Consider the following 18,033-nt stretch of genomic DNA (forward strand, 5'->3'; position numbering starts at 1 on the left):
AGGATGATCGTCAGGGGCAGCTTGGCCCGCCCAGTCTTGGCTGGCCGGCGACGGAGGCCGGATGCACGTGTCGCGAGATCGGCAGCTTCAAGCGCGCCAGTCGCGTCGCGACCAGCGCCGCGCCCAGGCGGGCGCCCTGTTCGTTGATGTGGGTGTCGTCAGCGATCCCGTCGGGATAGCGCGCAACGTGGTCGTAGGGCTTGTATTGCAGGTAGAGCCTCTGCGAAGCGAGCTCCCCCCTCGCCTTCAGCGCCGCCATCATGTCGCCATCCAGGTCGACCAGCGGGACCTTCAGGTCCGCAGCCACACGATGGATCGTCGCCGCGTAGGGACCATGCGCGTCCTTGGGCCGGCCGTCCTCCCACATCCAGCGCGCGATCGGCGTCACGAGCACCGGCGTCGCCTTGGCCTTGCGGACGTCGCTCACGAAGCGGCGCAGATTGACGTCATAGGCGCCGTCCGGATCGGTGTGGCGCTCCATCTTCTTGGTGTCGGCGTCGTTGTGACCAAACTGGATCAGCACCGTATCGCCAGGCTGGAGCTGGGCCACGAGCTGGTCCCAGAGGCCTTCCTCGATGAAGGTCTTGGTCGAGCGGCCGCCGCGCGCCAGGTTCACGACCTCGACATTGGGGTCCAGGGAGCACTTCAGCACCATGCCCCAGCCCATCTGCGGATAGCGGTCCGCGCCGTAGTTGGCGGCGGTGGAGTCGCTGGCGATGACGATGCGCGGCCCTGGGGTCGGTGGCGTGGCCGCGACGGCGGCCGCGATGGCGAGAGCGGCGATCACGATTTCAGCTCCGCGAGGATCGAGCGATCGATGCTGGCGACGTCGCGCACGCCGGTCAGGGCCATCGCCACGCGCATCTCCTTCTCGATCAGGTCCAGTAACTGGGCGACCCCCGCCTCGCCGCGCGCGGCCAGCGCATAGACCGCGGCGCGGCCCAGCAGGACGCCCTTGGCGCCGAGGGCCAGCATCCGCACGACGTCGAGGCCCGAGCGGACCCCGCTGTCAGCCAGGACCGTCAGCCGGTCGCCCACCGCGTCGGCGATCGCCGGCAAGGCGCGGGCGCTGGACAGCACGCCGTCCAGCTGTCGACCGCCATGGTTGGAAACCACGACGCCGTCCGCGCCGATGTCGGCGGCGGCCTTGGCGTCCTCGGGATCGAGCACGCCCTTGATGATCAGCGGGCCCTTCCAGAGGTCGCGGATCCACTCCAGATCCTTCCACTGGATGGACGGGTCGAAGTTCGCGCCCAGCCAGCCCATGAAGTCCTCGAGGCCCGAGTTCTCGCCCAGCACCGGCGCGACATTGCCCAGGGTGTGCGGTCGTCCCATCACGCCGACGTCCCAGGCCCAGGCCGGCTTGAACATCGCCTGCGCGATCCGGCGGGCGGCCGCGTTGGGACCGCTCATTCCCGAGTGGGCGTCGCGATAGCGAGCTCCGGGCACCGGCATGTCGACCGTGAAGACCAGGGCCGTGGCCCCGGCCTCGCGGGCCCGGATCAGCAGGTCGCGCATGAACGCGCGGTCGCGCAGCACATAGAGCTGGAACCAGATCGGCGACGGCGAGGCCTTGCTGACCTCGTCGACGTCGCAGACCGAGACGGTGGACAGGCAGAACGGCACGCCCTTCTTGGCCGCGGCGCGGGCGGCCTGGCACTCGCCGCGGCGCGCGTACATGCCCGTCAGTCCCACCGGCGCCAGGGCGACCGGCAGGGCCTGCTTGACGCCGAACAGCGTGGTCGACGGATCGCCGGCCGAGACGTCCTTAAGCACGCGCTGGCGCAGGGCGATGTCGGCCAGATCCGAGACGTTCCGACCGAGCGTCCGCTCGGCGTAGGCGCCGCCGTCGATATAGTCGAACAGGAAGCGCGGCAGCTTGCGCCGCGCCGCCTCGCGGAAGTCCGTCGTGGACGAGACGATCATGGCTACTGCAGGTTCACGAAGGCGCCGCCGTCGACCAGCAGGGCCGCGCCGGTGACGTACTTGGCCAGATCCGAGGCCAGGAACACGATCGGCCCCGCCAGATCGTCGGGCTCGCCCAGGCGGCCCAGGGGGATGCGGCCGCTCATGTATTCACGCTTGGCGACGTCGGCGAGGTCGTCCTTGTTGATCGCCGTCTCGATGGTTCCCGGCAGCACCGAATTGCAGCGGATTCCGTACTTGCCTAGCGCGATGGCCGTCGACTGCATCAGGCTGTGCACGCCGGCCTTGGTCGGCGTGTAGTGGGTCTGCATGCCGCCGCCGACCAGGGCGCTGATCGAGCTGACCGCGATGATCGCCCCGCCGTGGCCTTGCTTGACCATCTGGTTGGCGGCCGCCTGCACCATGTAGTAGGCGCCGAACAGGTTGACCTTCATCGTCCGCTCCATGACCTCGGGCGGCATGTCGAGGAAGGCGTGGAACGGGCAGATGCCCGCGTTGTTGACGAAGACGTCGACCTTGCCGAAGGCGTCGACGGCCGCCTGGACGAAAGAACTGGCGGTCTCGACCTGGGCGACGTCGCCCTTCACGGCGATGGCGCGGCGACCCAGCGCCTCGATCTGGGCGACCGCGTCGGCCGCGCCGGCTTCGTCGGAGTGGTAGTTGATCGCCACGTCCGCGCCATGCTGGGCGCAGCCGATCGCGGCGGCCTTGCCGATCCCCTGCGAGGCGCCGGTCACCAGCACCACCTTGTCCTTCAGAAGCATCGTTTCTTCCACTCCGTTACTCACCGCTAGCGCTTGCCGACGGTCGTCCTCTTGCCGTTCCAGCCGAGATCGCGGCCGATGGCGTTGGCGGTGTCGCGCACATCGTCCACCAGCGCCTTCATGCGATCGTCGTCCATGTATTGGGCCGCGCCCGAGACGCTGATCGCCCCGACGATCTGGCCCGAGGCTCCGCGAATCGGGGCGGCGACACAGCGAATGCGGTCCTCGTTTTCTTCCAAGTCGAAGGCCACGCCACGCTGGGCGTAGTCGCGCATCCAGTCGATCCACTGCGCCTCGTCGGGCGCGCCCGGCGCCGGCGGGCCTTCGGATCGATAGAGCGCGCGCCAGCGGTCTTCGACATCGTCCAGCACCAGCGCCTTTCCCAGGCCTGTCGAGCGGATCGGCTGGCGATCCCCCACGCGGGAACTGATGTTGATCCGGCGCCGGCCGGTCAGCTTGTCGAGATAGAGCGCCCGGTCGTCTTCAAGCACGCCCAAGTGGACGGTGTCCTCGGTGTCTTCCCAGAGCTTTTCGAGATGCGGCCGGGCGATGCGCGGCAGGTCCATCTGCTGGCTGGCCAGGTAGCCCAGCTCCAACAGCTTCGAGCCGAGGCTGTAGCCTTCGCGCGGCGCCTGGGAGAGTAACCGACGCTCGACCAGGGCCGTGGCCAAGCGATGCGTCGTGCTGCGGGTCAGGCCCAGCTGCTTGGCCAGCGCCGGCAAGGCGATGGTTCCGGACTCGGCGACCACGTCCAGCAGATCGAGACCCCGGAACAGGGTCTGACTGCCGCTCGGAGACTTGGGCGCCGATTTGTCGTCCCCCGTCATCGCCTCCGCTCCCCTTGACGCTCGTTTCATTTTATAGCACTACCTCTCATATTGTGGAACGCAAGGCAAGCGGGCGCACGGCGACTCTTCTCGCCGAAGAGCCAAGTGAACCGATAGCGTGTCATAGGTTGTGTTGGGGAGGTAGGCGCGGCCAAACCGCGCCCAGTCTTGCCGAAATCTTTCGGCGGGCGAGCCTTCCTTGTCCTGGGCGTCGTCGAGGGCGATCGCCCGCCAGGTTGGAGCCTCGTCGTCCATGGCGTTCCCCGTCATCAAACACGTCCGCGCCTTTGTCGTCCGCGGGGGCGGCGCAGACTATCATGACCAAGGCGCCGGCCACTGGATCGACGACCACATCGCCACGCCGATGTCGCGCTATCCCGAATATCGCCAGAGCCGCCAGAGCTTCGGCATCAACGTGCTGGGCACGCTGGTCGTCGAGATCGAGGCCGCCGACGGCACGATCGGCTTTGCGGTGACCACCGGGGGCGAGCCCGCCGCCTACATTGTCGAAAAGCATCTCTCGCGCTTCCTGGAAGGCCGCGATCCGACCGAGGTCGAGAAGATCTGGGACCAGATGTACTTCTCGACCCAGTACTATGGCCGCAAGGGCCTGGTGGTGAACGCCATCTCGGGCGTCGACCTGGCGCTCTATGACCTGCTCGGCAAGCTGCGCCAGGAACCGGTCTACGCCCTACTGGGCGGCAAGGTCCGCGACGAGCTGACCTTCTACGCCACGGGCGCGCGCCCGGACCTGGCCAAGCAGATGGGCTTCATCGGCGGCAAGATGCCCCTGCATCATGGCCCCGCCGAGGGCGAGGAAGGCCTGCGCAAGAACATCGAGGAACTGGCGACCATGCGCGAGCGCGTGGGCGAGGACTTCTGGCTGATGTTCGACTGCTGGATGTCGCTGGACCTCAACTACGCGACCAAGCTGGCCCACAAGGCCCATGAGTACGGCCTCAAGTGGATCGAAGAGGCCCTGAGCCCTGACGACTATTGGGGCTATCGCGACCTTAAGAAGAACGCGCCCACCGGCATGCTGGTCACCACCGGCGAACACGAAGCCACCCGCTGGGGCTTCCGCATGCTGCTGGAGATGGAGTGCTGTGACATCATCCAGCCGGACGTGGGCTGGTGCGGCGGCGTCACCGAGCTGATCAAGATCGCCAACCTGGCCGACAGCAAGGGCGTGCTGATGATCCCGCACGGCTCAAGCGTCTACAGCTACCACTTCGTCATCACCCGCCATAACAGCCCGTTCGCCGAGTTCCTGATGATGGCCCCGAAGGCCGACGAGGTGGTGCCGATGTTCCACCCGCAGCTGATCGGCGAGCCCGTGCCGGTGAACGGCAAGCTCAAGCTCTCCGACGCGCCCGGCTTCGGCGTCGAACTCAATCGCGAGGTCGGTCTCCACCGGCCTTACGCCCGCTAGTCCTCTCTGAAGGCAAGACCTCGAATGAAACTGCTCCGTTACGGCCCCAAAGGCTCCGAGAAGCCCGGCCTGCTCGACGCCGACGGCAAGATCCGCGACCTGTCGGGTCACGTGCCAGACATCACCGGCGCCCAGCTCTCGCCGGCCAGCCTGAACGCGTTGGCGTCGATCGACCCGACCACCCTGCCCCTCGTCGAGGGCGCGCCCCGCTACGGCTGCCCGGTCGCGGGCGTCAGCAAGTTCATCGCCGTCGGCCTGAACTTCGCCGACCACGCCGCCGAGTCGAACCTGCCGATCCCGGAAGAGCCGGTGATCTTCACCAAGGCGGTCAGCTGCATCCAGGGTCCGAACGATCCCGTGATGCTGCCCAAGGGTTCGCTGAAGACCGACTGGGAAGTCGAACTGGGCGTCGTGATCGGTTCGCGCGCCCGCTACGTCTCGGAAGCCGAGGCCCTGGGCTATGTCGCCGGCTACGTGCTGATCAACGACGTCTCCGAACGCGCCTTCCAGATCGAACGCGGCGGCACCTGGGACAAGGGCAAGGGCTGCGACACCTTCGGCCCGATCGGCCCTTGGCTGGTGACCTCGGACGAGGTCGGCGATCCGCAGAACCTGGGCATGTGGCTGGAGGTCAATGGCCAGCGCAAGCAGGACGGCTCGTCCAAGACCATGATCTTCCCGATCAGCAAGCTGGTCTCGTACATCAGCGAGTTCATGACGCTGGAGCCCGGTGATCTGATCACCACCGGCACCCCCCCGGGCGTCGGCATGGGCCAGAAGCCCGAGCCGGTCTATCTGAAGGCCGGCGACGAAATGCGCCTGGGCATCGAGAAGCTGGGCGAACAGCGCCAGATCGTCGTCTCCTGGACCAAGGAAGGCGTCGCGTGAGTAACGTCTACGCCAATCGTTTTTCCGGGCGCACGGCCGTCATCACCGGCGGCGCCTCGGGCCTGGGCAAGGCGGCCGCCGCTCGCATCGTCGCCGAGGGCGGCAAGGTCTCGCTGTGGGACCTGGACGCCGAAGGCCTGAAGGCCGCCGCGGCCGAGGTCGGCGCGAGCCACACCGCGGCCCTGGACGTCTCCGATGAAGCCGCTGTGCTCGCCGCCGCCAAGGCCGCGCACGCGGCGCTCGGCCGGATCGATATCCTGGTCGCCTCGGCCGGCATCACCGGCGCGACGGCCACCGTGTACGAGTATCCGACCGACAGCTGGAAGCGCGTCTTCGACATCAACGTCAACGGCGTCTTCTACTGCTGCAAGGCCGTGGTCCCGTTCATGCTGGCGGGCGGCTATGGCCGGATCGTCAACGTCGCCTCGGTGGCTGGCAAGGAAGGCAATCCCAACGCCGGCGCCTATTCGGCGTCGAAGGCGGCGGTGATCGGCCTGACCAAGTCGCTGGGCAAGGAGCTGGCCACCAAGGGCGTGATCGCCAACAGCCTGACCCCCGCCACCTTCGAGAGCCCGATCCTGGAACAGCTGCCGCCCAGCCAAGTCGAGTACATGAAGGGCAAGATCCCGATGGGTCGCCTGGGCGAGGTCCACGAGAGCGCCGCCATGGTCTGTTTCATGGCGTCGGAGGAGTGCAGCTTCACCACCGCCGCGACGTTCGACACCTCCGGCGGCCGGACCACGTTCTAGAGGCTCTAGAGGAAGACTGGCGCCATGGCGTACACGGGCCCCATCGTCGATCCCCACATGCACCTGTGGGACCTCGATCGGCACTACTACGCCTGGCTTCAGGACACGCCGCTGCCGAACAACCCGGCCGGCGACATGACGCCGATCGCCTACAGATCTTATGGCCTCGACGACTATCTGGCCGACGCCAAGGGCTGGAACGTCGTCGAGGTCGTTCATGTCGAATGCGGCCTGCCGCCGAAGGACCAACTGTCGGAAACCGACTGGTTGCAGTCGATCGCCGACCAGCGCGGCGTGATCGGCGGCATCGTCGCCGGGGCCAATCTCGACGATCCTGGCGTCGAGGCGATGCTGGCGGCTCATGCCGCGCGGCGGAACGTCCGGGGCATCCGCCAGATCGTGAACTGGCACCAGGACCCGGCCAAGACCTATGGCCCAACGGACAAGCTGCTGGACGCGCGATGGCGGGAGGGCTTCGCCCTGCTGGCCAAGTACGGCCTCTCGTTCGACCTGCAGCTCTATCCTTCGCAGATGAAGGTCGCGGCCGAACTGGCCGGCGCGCACCCGGACATCCCGATCATCGTCAATCACGCGGGCATGCCCACGGATCGAGACGACGCTGGCCTCGCCGCGTGGCGAGGGGGCATGGCCGCGCTGGCCGAGCGCCCCAACGTGAGCTGCAAGATCTCAGGCCTCGCCATGATCGACCGCGCCTGGACGGTCGAGAGCCTGAGGCCCTTCGTGCTCCAGGTCATCGAGACCTTCGGCGTCGAGCGCTGCCTGTTCGCCAGCAACTTTCCGGTCGAGAAGGTGCATGGAAGCTTCGGCGCCTTCTACGCCGCCTATGACGCGATCACCGCCACCTTCGGCGATGACGAGCGAGAGGCGCTGTTCGCCGGTAATGCTCGACGCGTCTACCGACTGCCGAACTGACAAGAAAAAGACCGACCGGGAGGACGACATGAGCACGACCACGGAAAGCCGCCCCCTCGCCTTCCGCATGCAGCTGAAGCCCGGCGTCGCGGCGGAGTACGAGCGCCGCCATGACGAGCTTTGGCCGGATCTGGCCCAAGCCCTGCGCGAGGCTGGGATATACGACTACTCGATCTTCCTAGACGAGGAGACCATGAGCCTCTTCGCCGTGCTGCGCCTGCGCCCCGACAACAAGAAGGACGCCCTGCCGCTGCAGCCGGTGATGAAGCGCTGGTGGGACTACATGGCCGACTTGATGGCCGTGCATCCGGACAACAAGCCCGTCGAGTGGCCGCTGAAGCCTGTCTTCTACTTCGAGGGCTGACGGATGCGTTCGCCCCTCCTTCTGGGTCTGACGGCGGCGTTGCTGGCGACCACCGCCCTGGCCGAGCCCGTGCGCTACACGATGACGGCGTTCACCAACGCCAGCCAGTCGAACATGAGCGTCTACGACTCGGCCGACGGGACCCGCTTCACGCTCAAGAAGCCGCTGGCCTACACGCCGCCGAAGGGCCTCATTCGCGATCCCAGCGTGATGAAGCACATCGACGGCTGGTACTACATCGCCTACACGACCGGCTGGAACGGCGACACCATCGGCCTGGCCCGCAGCAAGGACCTCTCAGACTGGACGTTCCTGCGCGACGTCAAGATCGAGGTCCCCGGCGCGACGAACAGCTGGGCGCCGGAATGGTTCGTCGACGGGGATGGCTCCGTCAGCCTGATCCTGTCGGTTTCGACCACGGGGCAGCAGGGTCAGTTCCAGCCCTATCGCCTCACCGCGAACGACGCCTCGCTGGCGACCTGGAGCGCCCCGAAACCGCTAGCGGGCCTGGGTCCGAACTTCATCGACACTTTCGTCGTTCGAGAGGGCAGCCTCTATCAAGCCTTCGCCAAGAACGAGACCAGCAAGTTCATCGAGCTTTGGAGCGCGCCCTCGTTGGACGGCCCTTGGCAGCCGAAAGGGACCGGCGACTGGGCCGGTTGGGGCCGCTTCCTGGAAGGCCCCGCCCTCGCCCGTACGCCCGACGGCGGTTGGCGCATCTATTTCGACGCCTATCAGGACAAGCGCTACTGGTACTCCGACAGCAAGGACGGCTTCCGGACCTGGACGCCGAAGGCGGAACTGCCCGAGCTTTCGGGCGCGGTCCGTCACTTCACCGTGCTGAAGGAAGGCGGCGACCAGGCGGTCGCGGCCAAGCCGGCTGAGGCCCACAAGATCACCTGGGACAAGTATTCGCTGATGGTCGACGGCCAGCGGATGTTCTCTTGGGGCGGCGAGTTCCATCCCTTCCGCGTGCCTAGTCCGGACCTCTGGCGCGACATCCTCCAGAAGATGAAGGCCAGCGGCTACAACACGGTCGCGATCTATTTCGACTGGGGCTACCACTCGCCTAAACAGGGGGTCTACGACTTCAGCGGCGTGCGCGACATGGACCGCGTGTTGACCATGGCCAAGGAAGAAGGCCTCTACGTCATCACCCGCGCGGGTCCCTACGTGAACGCCGAGCTGACGCGCGGCGGCTTCCCGGGCTGGCTGGTCAACCAGCAGGCCCGCGCCCGCACCGACGCGCCGGAGTACGTCACGGCCGCCGACGAATGGCTCACCCAGATCAACGCCGTGATCGCTCGCCACCAGCTGACCACGGGCCAGGGCACGGTCATCGCCCACCAGATCGAGAACGAGCTCGACGTCGTCGGCGCGCCGCAGCAGCGCTACATGAAGTGGCTGGCCGACAAGGCCAAGGCGGACGGCATCACCGTGCCGATCTTCCATAACGACAAGGGCCGCAACGGCTACTGGACGCCCAAAGGCTCCAACGTGCCGGGCACGGTCGAGGGGCCGAACGACCTCTACGCCTTCGACGGCTATCCGGGCGGCAACTGCAAGGTCGACTCCACCCCCTCCAGCCCCGGCGTCGCGCCCGATTGGGGAATCTACGGAACAGGCGGCGCCAAGGGCGGCGCCTCGGCCAGCCCGAACACGCCCGGCTTCCTGGCCGAGTTCGGCGGCGGCTGGTTCGACTATTGGGGCAGCAACGGCGACTACGACTGCACCGCCCTCCATCGGGGCGTTGGCTACCAGCGGGTGTTCTACGGCACGAACATCGCCAACGGCCTGACGCTGCAGAGCTTCTACATGACCTATGGCGGGACCAGCTGGGGCTGGCTTCCGGCCCCGGTCGTGTTCACGTCCTACGACTACGGCTCGGCGATCGACGAGGCCCGGGGCCTGCGCGACAAGGCGCGGGTCATGAAGCAGATGGGCGAGTTCATCGGCGCGGTCCCCGACCTTACCCGCATGGACAAGGGCGAGGCCGTCGTCCCGTCGAACGACAAGGTCCGTGTCTATCACAACGTCAACGCCGAGACCGGCAGCCACCTCTATGTGGTGGTCCACAACCCCAGCAGCGGCACAGGCGACGAGGCCTTCACCTTCAAGGTGAAGACCCGCGACGGCGAGTATGTCGTCCCCAGCCGGATCAAGGGCCAGGACAGCAAGATGCTGATGGCCAGCTACGACCTGGGCGGCCAGCGATTGGTCTATTCGACGTCCGAGATCCAGACCCACCTGAAATGGAACGACGGCGACTTGGCCCTGCTCTACGGCCGCGCCGGCGAGACGGGCGAAACGGTGCTGCGCTACGCCAGCGCGCCGAAGGTCGAGGTGATCGAGGGCGACGTGGCCTCGACCTTCGACGCGGCCAAGGGCGACCTGAAGCTGACCTACGCCCACAAGGGCTTGGCGCGCGTTCGCATTACGGGCGGTGGCCGTCCTGCCCTGACCCTGCTGCTGGCCGACGCCGAGACCGGCCAGACCTTCTGGCGTCGTGAGGGCTTGCTGGTTCGAGGCCCGGGTCTGGTCCGGAGCTCGGCGATCAAGGGCGGCGTGCTCAGCCTGACCGGCGACACCGAGACCGACAGCCCGCTGGAAGTCTTCGCGCCCAAGGCGGTGACCGCTATCCGCTGGAACGGCGCCAAGGTCGCGGCGAAATCCACCGCGTCCGACAGCCTGCTGGCGACCAAGCCGCTGGCCGGCCCGGCGACGATCCCCCTGCCCGATCTCGCCAAGCTGGACTGGAAGACCGCGCCCGGCTCGCCCGAGGCCGATCCCAAATTCGACGACAGCGCCTGGATGAAGACCGAGGGCCGTCGCAGCGCCTCGACCGTACGCGGCCCGACCGGCCAGCCGGCGCTCGACATGAGCACCTATGGCTTCCACAACGGAGACGTCTGGTACCGGGGCCGCTATCAAGGCCGCGCCGACATCGACACCCTGACCCTGCACTACGGCGCCGGCGGCGCTGGGATGCTGCAGGTCTGGCTGGACGGCAAGTTCCTGGGTCAGCACGAGCTGGACGGCGGCTTGCCGCGACCGATCACCACCGGCGTGGCGACCTTCCAGATCCCCGCCGAGCTGCGCGGGAACGGCGAGCACGTCCTGTCGGTCATGGTCCGCAACAACGGCCACAACTGGGACCTCGACGCCGACGATTTCCACAAAGAGGCGCGCGGCCTGGTCTCGGCCTCGCTGTCGGGTCCGGGGACCTACAGCTTCGCCGTCCCGATCGCCTGGAAGATCCAGGGGAACAAGGGCGGCGAGGACATCGCCGATCCGGTGCGCGGATCGCTGAACAACGGCGGCCAGTACGGCGAGCGTGAGGGCTGGCACCTGCCGGGCTTCCCGGACGCCGCCTGGGCCAAGGCCGACATGGCCGCGACCAAGCCCTATGCCGGCACCACCTGGTACCGCACCAGCTTTGACCTCGCCCTCCCGAAGGACCACGACGTCAGCCTGGGCCTGACGATCGGCGATCCGGACAAGCCGCGGTCGCCGAACAAGCGCTATCGGGTCCTGATCTTCGTCAACGGCTGGAACATGGGCCAGTTCATCGCCAATGTCGGTCCGCAGCGGACCTTCGTCCTGCCGACAGGGATCGTCGATCCGCGCGGCAAGAACACCATCGCCCTGGCCGTGACCAGCGACGGCGCTCCCGGCGACGCGCTGGAGCCCGTCAAGCTCGTCAACCTGCGTACGGTGCGCGGCGGCCTCCCCGTCGCCCGCGTCGTCGCGCCCGATTTCAAACCCTAAAGACCGGCGCTCCCCCGCCGACTGCTACTGGAGACACCCGTGCCCAATCTCGCCCATGGCCTGGACGCCAAGGACATCAAGGCCAAGATCGCCTCGCTGATCAGCAACCTGGTCGACATCACCGACGAGACCGGCGAGTTCCTGCTGCGCCTGGACGACGGCCGAGTGATCGACACCAAGGGCTGGAACGACTGGGAATGGACCCACGGCGTCGGTCTCTACGGCCTGTGGAAGCAGTATGAGATGCACGGCGACGAGCGCGCCTTCGACATCATGGTCAAGTGGTTCGCCGACCGCTTCGAGGCCGGCACCCCGACCAAGAACATCAACACCGTCTCGCCCTTCCTGACCCTCGCCTATCTTTACGAGGCCACTGGCGACCACACCTACATCCCCTATCTCGAGACCTGGGCCGACTACGTCATGTACGAGGGCCCGCGCACCGAGGAAGGCGGCTTCCAGCACATCGTCTTCAACAGCGAGAACCCGCAGCAGCTGTGGGACGACACGCTGATGATGAGCGTGCTGCCGCTGGCCAAGATCGGCCTGCTGCTCGACCGCCCCGACTTCGTCGAGGAGGCCAAGCGCCAGTTCATGGTCCACATCAAGTACCTGGCCGATCGCAAGACCGGCCTGTGGTTCCACGGCTGGACGTTCCTGGGTCGTCACAACTTCGCCGACGCCCTGTGGGCGCGCGGGAACTGCTGGGTGACGATCGCCATCCCGGAATTCATCGAGCTCCTGGACCTCAAGCCCGGCGATGGCCTGCGCGCCTTCCTGATCGACGCGCTGGAAGCCCAGATCAAGGCGCTGACCGAGTATCAGGACCAGGAGACCGGTCTTTGGCACACGATCATCAACGACAAGACCTCGTACCTGGAAGCCTCGGCCACGGCCGGCTTCGCCTACGGCATCCTGAAGGCCGTGCGTAAGCGCTACATCGGCAAGGAATACGAGGCCGTCGCCATCCGCGCCATCAAGGGCGTTCTGGCCAATATCGACGACAAGGGCGAACTGCAGCAGGTCTCGTTCGGCACGCCGGTGTTCGACACGATCCAGGGCTACAAGGACATCCCCCTGACCTCGATGCCCTACGGCCAGTCGCTGGCCATGCTGGCGCTGGGCGAGTTCCAGCGCGCCTTCATCTAGGCCCCCAAGCCTTTGTATCGATTACGGTCCAGCCCCCGCGGCTGGACCGATGGGGCGGCAAGACCCCCTGAACGGGAATGAAACGCACATGGCCAGCTCGGACGCGCGCAAGCCTACCTGGATCAACTACTGGGGCTGGGGATCGGGCGACATGCTCGGGGCCGGCGCCCAGGCGGTGATCACCGGCTGGCTGGCCTATTTCTTCATCACCTTCTGCGGGCTCTCGCCGGTTGAGACCGGCCTGATCCTGGGCCTGCCGCGGCTTCTGGAAGCCATCACCTGCCCGCTGATCGGCTACGTCTCCGACAATCTGCGCCACACCTGGATCGGTCGGAAGATCGGGCGACGGAAAATCTTCCTGATCGTCACCATCCCGCTGCTGCCGGCCTTCGCCCTGATCTTCGTGACGGGCCAGACCTTCGCCTACTACCTGACGACCTTCATCTTCTTCGAGTTCGTCTACACGATGTTCCTGATCCCGTGGGAAACCCTCGCGGCGGAGATGACCAAGGACTACAAGGAGAAGGCCAAGTTCGCCGGCGCGCGCATGCTGGTCGCCCAAAGCTCGGCGATCCTGGCCTCTTACCTGCCGACCCTGATCATCAACCACTTCGGCGGCAAGGACTCGCCCAACACCTTCCTGATCATGGCCGCCATCTTCGGCGTGCTGTTCAGCCTGGTCGTGACCCTGGTGATCCTGCTCTCGTGGGAGCGCCCCTACACCGAGAACGAGAAGCGGATCCAGCCCGAGCCGATGGACTGGGGCAAGGCGGCGATGATCCCGGTCAACATGTTCCGCGACCTGTTCTCGACCCTGAAGATCAAGGCGTTCCGTCAGCACCTGTCGCTGTACCTGGGCGGCTACATCAGCCAGGACATCTTCAACACCGCCTTCCCGCTGTTCGTGGCGACAGTGATGGTCGGCTCGACCCTGATCATTTCGCAGCTGATGACGACCATGTACGTCGCCCAGCTGATCTCGGTGATGATCGCCATCCGCGTCATCATCCGCACCGGCCCCGTGGTCGCCTATCGCATGGCGATCGCCAGCGTCGGCGCGGCGCTTTTGCTGTTCCTGGCCTTCTACCTGATCCGTCCGGCGGGCTTCGCCGAGGGCGTCGCGGCGCTGAACGGAAACATCTTCAACCTGGCTTCGAGCCCGGCGGTTCTGTTCTGGCTGTTCGTCCCGATCATCCTGGCGGGCCTGGGCCGCGGGACGCTGAACTTCGTGCCCTGGGGCGTCTACAACTACCTGCCCGACGTCGACGAGGCGGTCACGGGCCAGCGGCGCGAGGGCATCTTCGCCGGCGTCATGACCCTGACCCGAAAGGTCGCCCAGTCCGGCGCGATCCTCTTGACCACCAGCCTGATCGGCCTGGGCGGCTTCGTCTCCGCGCCCAAAGGCCAGCCGCTGGCGCAGCAGACGCCGCAGGCCATCCAGGCCCTGGTCATGGTCATGGTCGGCGGCCCGCTGCTGGTGATGATCGCCGGCATGATCATCTCCTGGCGCTTCCGCCTCAACGCCCGCACCCACGAGGTGCTGGTCCACGAGGTCGAGCGCCTGCGCGCCGGCGCGACCGAAGCCGAGACGCCGGAGTCGAAGCAGATCGTCGAAGACCTGACCGGCTGGAAGTGGGAGCGCCTCTGGGGCCGCGGCTAGAGCCAGCCGTTCGAGCGGGCGATCCGCCCCGCCTCGACCCGGTTGGCCGCGCCCAGCTTCTGGGCCGCTTCCGACAGGTAGTTGCGGACGGTGCCTGGCGAGAGGTCCAGCACCTCGGCGATGTCCTTGTTCGAGCGCCCCTCCTCCGCCAGGCGTAGGATCTCGCGCTCGCGGTCGGTCAGCGGATCGGGCTCTGCGTCCCAGACGGCCTCGGAGAGCTCAGGCGCGACGGCGCGGCCACCGGCGGCGACCGTGCGGACGGCGGCCGCCAGCACGCTGCTGGGACCATCCTTCAGCAGATAGCCCTTCACCCCGGCGTCCAGCGCCCGGCGCAGATAGCCCGGCCGGCCGAAGGTCGTGACGATCAGCACCCGAGTGGCCGCGCCTTCGGCCTTGAGGCGGGTCGCGACATCGATCCCGGTCAAGCCCGGCATCTCGATGTCCGAGATCAGGACGTCGGGCTTCTCGGCCTGAACGAGGGCGACGGCCTGTTCGCCATCGGCGGCGCGGCCGACGACCTGGATGTCGCCCTCCATCTCCAGCAAGGCGCTCAGCGCGCCCAGAACCATCTTCTGATCTTCGGCGATCACGACGCGGATCATGACGCGGCCTCCAAGGGGGCTGTGGCGACAAGGCGGGCGCCCCGCTTGTCGGATTTGATCTTGAGACTGCCGCCAATGGCCGCCAGACGCGCGCGCATGCCCTTCAGGCCGGAGCCCTCCGCGATCTTGCCGCCCACGCCATCGTCGGCGACGGTGAGCACCAAGGAGGTCTCGCTGGGCTCCAGGCGGATCTCGCACCGGGTGGCGTTCGAATGCCGGATGACATTGGTCACCGCCTCGCGCAGAGCCATGGCCAGCACGGCCTCCTGCGCCGGATGACCGTCGGTGGTCAGGGCCGAGATGTCGGCCTGAACATTGGCGGCGGCCAACGCCTGACGCGCCTTGTCCAACTCGAACGCGAGGGACGCGCCGCGCATGCCGACCACGGCCGTCCGAACCTCGCCGAGCGCCTCGCGTGCGGCGGCGGCGACGGCCTGCATCTCGCGCTCGGCGGCTTCGGCGTCGCGGCTGACCAGGCGCGCGGCCAGCTCGGCCTTGACCGCGACCAGGGTCAGGGTGTGGCCCAGCAGGTCGTGCAGGTCACGGGAAATCCGCTCGCGCTCGGCGGTGGTCGCCAAGGCCCGGACCTCTTCGTGGGCGACGGCCAGCTCCTGGTTCTTGCGCTCCATGTCGGCCTGCATCAGCCCGGCGAAGCCGACGATGGCGCCGAAGATCACGCCAGAGAGCCAAGCCGACCAGCCGTGGTTGTGCAGCAGCGGCCCCAGGGCGATCAGGAGGGCCTCCAGGACGACCATGGTGCGGATCGCCATTCGCCGAGACGTCATGCGCGCCGCGAACGACATCGCGTAGATCGTGTAGACGCTCCAGCCGGTGTTGAACGGCGATAGGGCTAGGCCCAGGCAGAACATGACGGCGACCTGCCAAAGCACCGGTTGCCCGCGCCGCCGCCAGATCATCACGAAGAGGACCAGGAAGGCGGCCGCTCCGGCGAGAGACGCCGCGATCTCGATCTGGCCCGGCTTCCGGTAGAGCCAGCTGATGAAATAGAACGGGACGTAGATCAGCCAGACCAGGTGCCAGCGTCGCTCGAGAGCGCTCCGGGCCGGGCGCTCTTCGGCGCCCTTCAACGGACGGGTTTGATCCTTGCTCATCGGACCGGTGTCGCGCGCCCAGGAGCCCATGGTCAAGCGGCCCGACGACGCCAGGCGGTCCAGGCGGTCCAGGCGCCGATGATGGCGGCCACCGTGATCGCGACCAGGATCGACACGTGGTGCTCGACGTTCGCCATAGGCTGCGTCCCCGACAGCATCTGGGACAGCTGCCCCAGGTAGTAGGACGGCGTCAGCTTGGCGATATCGCCGAACCAGCCCGGCATCGCGCTGAGCGGGATCCACAGGCCGCCGAACAGGGAGAAGGCCAGGAAGACCAGGTTGGCGACGGCGGTCGCGCCTTGCGAGCCCATGCGCAGGCCGATGTTCAAGCCGATCATGGCGAACGGAATGGTCGAGGCCAGGCCAAGACCCAGGGTCGCGGCCCAGCGCCAGCCATCCATCCGCACGCCGCCGAACCAGGCCAAGCCGCCCAGCAGCAATACGGAAAGCGCGATCAGCGCCAAAGCCGCGGCCAGCCGTCCAGCCAGGTAGCCGCCGGCGGGCAGCGGCGCGATCTGCTTGAGCTCGATCAGCTTGGCCTCCCGCTCGGCCGCGACAGCCGCGCCGAAGCCGAACATGGCCGGCGCGATGGCGGCGAAGATCACATAGTTGGCCAGCATGAAGTGCGCGACCTCCTCGCGGCCCTTGCTGAGGCCCAGCCCCATCACGCCGTAGAACAGTAGCGGCAAGACGACGCTGGGAATGACGAACTGAGGCGTGCGCACGGTCGACAGGATCTGGGCGCGCGCTTCACGGCCGTAGATGGCCAGGGTGTGCAGGGCGGACATGTTAGGCGACCTCGGTTTGGCGTTGGGCCGGCGCGCCGGCTTGGACGAGACGGGTGACGGCGTCCTCCAGCGAAGCGCCGGCGACGGTCAGGTCATCGATGGTTTCGTCGCGGGCCAGCAGCTCGCGCAGGGTGGCGGGGGCGGAGGTGGTCAGCAGGGTGACCCGTCCGCCGTCGCGGCTGACGCCGGTCACGCGGGCCAAGCTGGCCAGGTCCGCGTCGGCGAGGCGCGTGCGGCAGCGGATGGCGACGGCGGACACCTGGCTCTTGATCGCCTCGGGCGTGCCGTCGGCGATGACCCGGCCGTGGTCGATCACCACGATGCGATCGGCCAGCGCCTCGGCCTCGTCCAGGTGATGCGTCGTCAGCAGCACCGACGCGCCCCGAGCGATCTCGGCCCGGACAGCGGTCCACAGCGCCCGGCGCGCGTCGATATCCATGCCGGTGGTCGGCTCGTCCAGGACCAGGAAGTCCGGACGACCGCAGATCGCCAGCGCGAACTGGACCCGACGCTGCTGGCCGCCAGACAGGGCGCCGCACCGCCGGCGCTCCAGGCCGTCGAGCCCGGCCAACTGCAAGGTCTCTTCCAGGGGACGGGGTTGGCGATAGTAGCTGCTGAACAGGTCCACCTGCTCGCGGACAGTCAGGGTGCGCGGCAAGCCGGTCTCCTGCAGCATCACGCCCATGCGGCCCCGAGTCGCGAGGTCTCGCGGGTCGCCGCCGAACAGGCGGACCTGGCCGGCGTCGGGGCTCAGGCGGCCGGTGAGCAGCGCCACGCTGGTGCTCTTGCCGGCGCCGTTGGGACCCAGCAAGGCCACGCATTGGCCGGGACGGATGATCAGGTCCAGACCGTCCAGCGCCTGGGTCGAGCCCCGCCGCTTGGTGACTTGGCTCAAGAGGCCGACGGGCGTTTGGGATGGGGTCGCTGACATGGTTGGTTTCCCTCGTTGTCGAGGCCAACATGCTTGTGTCCGGCGCGACGCATCAGTGCCGCCCGTCACCGGGGCGACATGACAAACGTCACCTTGTCGCGTCGCGGCGCGAAACCCGCCCTTGGAGGCGCGACTTTCGG

General features: G+C 67.4%; 16 protein-coding genes. 8 read left to right on the forward strand and 8 right to left on the reverse strand.

Annotated features, from left to right (window positions below):
• Positions 1–10: 10 nt before the first annotated feature.
• From CSW60_RS03830 to CSW60_RS03845, 4 genes are read right to left on the reverse strand one after another with little or no spacing between them, the layout of a single operon-like run.
• On the reverse strand, positions 11–787 hold the full coding sequence (locus CSW60_RS03830; protein ID WP_099535996.1) for a rhamnogalacturonan acetylesterase: 777 nt from the start codon (positions 785–787) through the stop codon (positions 11–13).
• Positions 784–1,926, reverse strand: coding sequence for an FMN-dependent L-lactate dehydrogenase LldD (gene lldD, locus CSW60_RS03835; RefSeq protein WP_099535997.1), 1,143 nt, complete (start codon positions 1,924–1,926; stop codon positions 784–786). The genes CSW60_RS03830 and lldD overlap by 4 nt, the downstream gene beginning before the upstream one ends.
• A gap of 2 nt (positions 1,927–1,928) precedes the next feature.
• Positions 1,929–2,690, reverse strand: coding sequence for an SDR family NAD(P)-dependent oxidoreductase (locus CSW60_RS03840; RefSeq protein WP_099535998.1), 762 nt, complete (start codon positions 2,688–2,690; stop codon positions 1,929–1,931).
• A 26-nt stretch (positions 2,691–2,716) separates the two neighbouring features.
• Positions 2,717–3,517: an IclR family transcriptional regulator gene (locus tag CSW60_RS03845; protein WP_099535999.1), complete on the reverse strand. Its 801-nt coding sequence runs from the start codon at positions 3,515–3,517 to the stop codon at positions 2,717–2,719.
• A 253-nt stretch (positions 3,518–3,770) separates the two neighbouring features.
• Here CSW60_RS03845 and rhmD point away from each other — a divergent pair, with 253 nt between their 5' ends.
• The 8 genes from rhmD to CSW60_RS03885 all read left to right on the forward strand — a co-directional run bounded on the left by rhmD (position 3,771) and on the right by CSW60_RS03885 (position 14,460).
• A complete protein-coding gene (gene rhmD / locus CSW60_RS03850) occupies positions 3,771–4,949 on the forward strand; it encodes an L-rhamnonate dehydratase (protein WP_099536000.1) in 1,179 nt (392 codons plus the stop codon).
• 24 nt (positions 4,950–4,973) lie between these two features.
• Positions 4,974–5,837 carry a fumarylacetoacetate hydrolase family protein gene (locus CSW60_RS03855; RefSeq protein ID WP_099536001.1) on the forward strand — a complete coding sequence of 288 codons (864 nt, stop codon included), beginning with the start codon at positions 4,974–4,976 and terminating at the stop codon, positions 5,835–5,837.
• Complete coding sequence (locus CSW60_RS03860) at positions 5,834–6,586, forward strand: SDR family NAD(P)-dependent oxidoreductase (protein WP_099536002.1); 753 nt, start codon at positions 5,834–5,836, stop codon at positions 6,584–6,586. The genes CSW60_RS03855 and CSW60_RS03860 overlap by 4 nt, the downstream gene beginning before the upstream one ends.
• Positions 6,587–6,610: 24 nt before the next feature.
• On the forward strand, positions 6,611–7,519 hold the full coding sequence (locus tag CSW60_RS03865; protein ID WP_099536003.1) for an amidohydrolase: 909 nt from the start codon (positions 6,611–6,613) through the stop codon (positions 7,517–7,519).
• 28 nt (positions 7,520–7,547) lie between these two features.
• Positions 7,548–7,883, forward strand: coding sequence for an L-rhamnose mutarotase (rhaM, locus tag CSW60_RS03870; protein WP_099536004.1), 336 nt, complete (start codon positions 7,548–7,550; stop codon positions 7,881–7,883).
• 3 nt (positions 7,884–7,886) lie between these two features.
• On the forward strand, positions 7,887–11,651 hold the full coding sequence (locus CSW60_RS03875) for a beta-galactosidase (protein ID WP_099536005.1): 3,765 nt from the start codon (positions 7,887–7,889) through the stop codon (positions 11,649–11,651).
• A gap of 39 nt (positions 11,652–11,690) precedes the next feature.
• A complete protein-coding gene (locus CSW60_RS03880) occupies positions 11,691–12,800 on the forward strand; it encodes a glycoside hydrolase family 105 protein (protein ID WP_099536006.1) in 1,110 nt (369 codons plus the stop codon).
• 88 nt (positions 12,801–12,888) lie between these two features.
• The gene (locus CSW60_RS03885) at positions 12,889–14,460 is read left to right on the forward strand and encodes an MFS transporter (protein ID WP_099536007.1); all 1,572 of its coding nucleotides are present in this window, start codon (positions 12,889–12,891) and stop codon (positions 14,458–14,460) included.
• Here the strand turns inward: CSW60_RS03885 and CSW60_RS03890 are convergent.
• Genes CSW60_RS03890 through CSW60_RS03905 form a run of 4 tightly spaced genes read right to left on the reverse strand, consistent with a single transcriptional unit; the run spans position 14,457 to position 17,893 of the window.
• Complete coding sequence (locus CSW60_RS03890) at positions 14,457–15,062, reverse strand: response regulator transcription factor (RefSeq protein ID WP_099536008.1); 606 nt, start codon at positions 15,060–15,062, stop codon at positions 14,457–14,459. The genes CSW60_RS03885 and CSW60_RS03890 overlap by 4 nt on opposite strands.
• Positions 15,059–16,174, reverse strand: coding sequence for a sensor histidine kinase (locus CSW60_RS03895; protein WP_236634207.1), 1,116 nt, complete (start codon positions 16,172–16,174; stop codon positions 15,059–15,061). The genes CSW60_RS03890 and CSW60_RS03895 overlap by 4 nt, the downstream gene beginning before the upstream one ends.
• A gap of 32 nt (positions 16,175–16,206) precedes the next feature.
• Complete coding sequence (locus tag CSW60_RS03900) at positions 16,207–16,953, reverse strand: ABC transporter permease (RefSeq protein WP_099537542.1); 747 nt, start codon at positions 16,951–16,953, stop codon at positions 16,207–16,209.
• A gap of 10 nt (positions 16,954–16,963) precedes the next feature.
• Complete coding sequence (locus tag CSW60_RS03905; protein WP_099536010.1) at positions 16,964–17,893, reverse strand: ABC transporter ATP-binding protein; 930 nt, start codon at positions 17,891–17,893, stop codon at positions 16,964–16,966.
• Positions 17,894–18,033: the final 140 nt, after the last annotated feature.

Origin of the sequence: Caulobacter sp. X, assembly GCF_002742635.1 — a bacterium.
Taxonomy (GTDB): Bacteria; Pseudomonadota; Alphaproteobacteria; order Caulobacterales; family Caulobacteraceae; genus Caulobacter.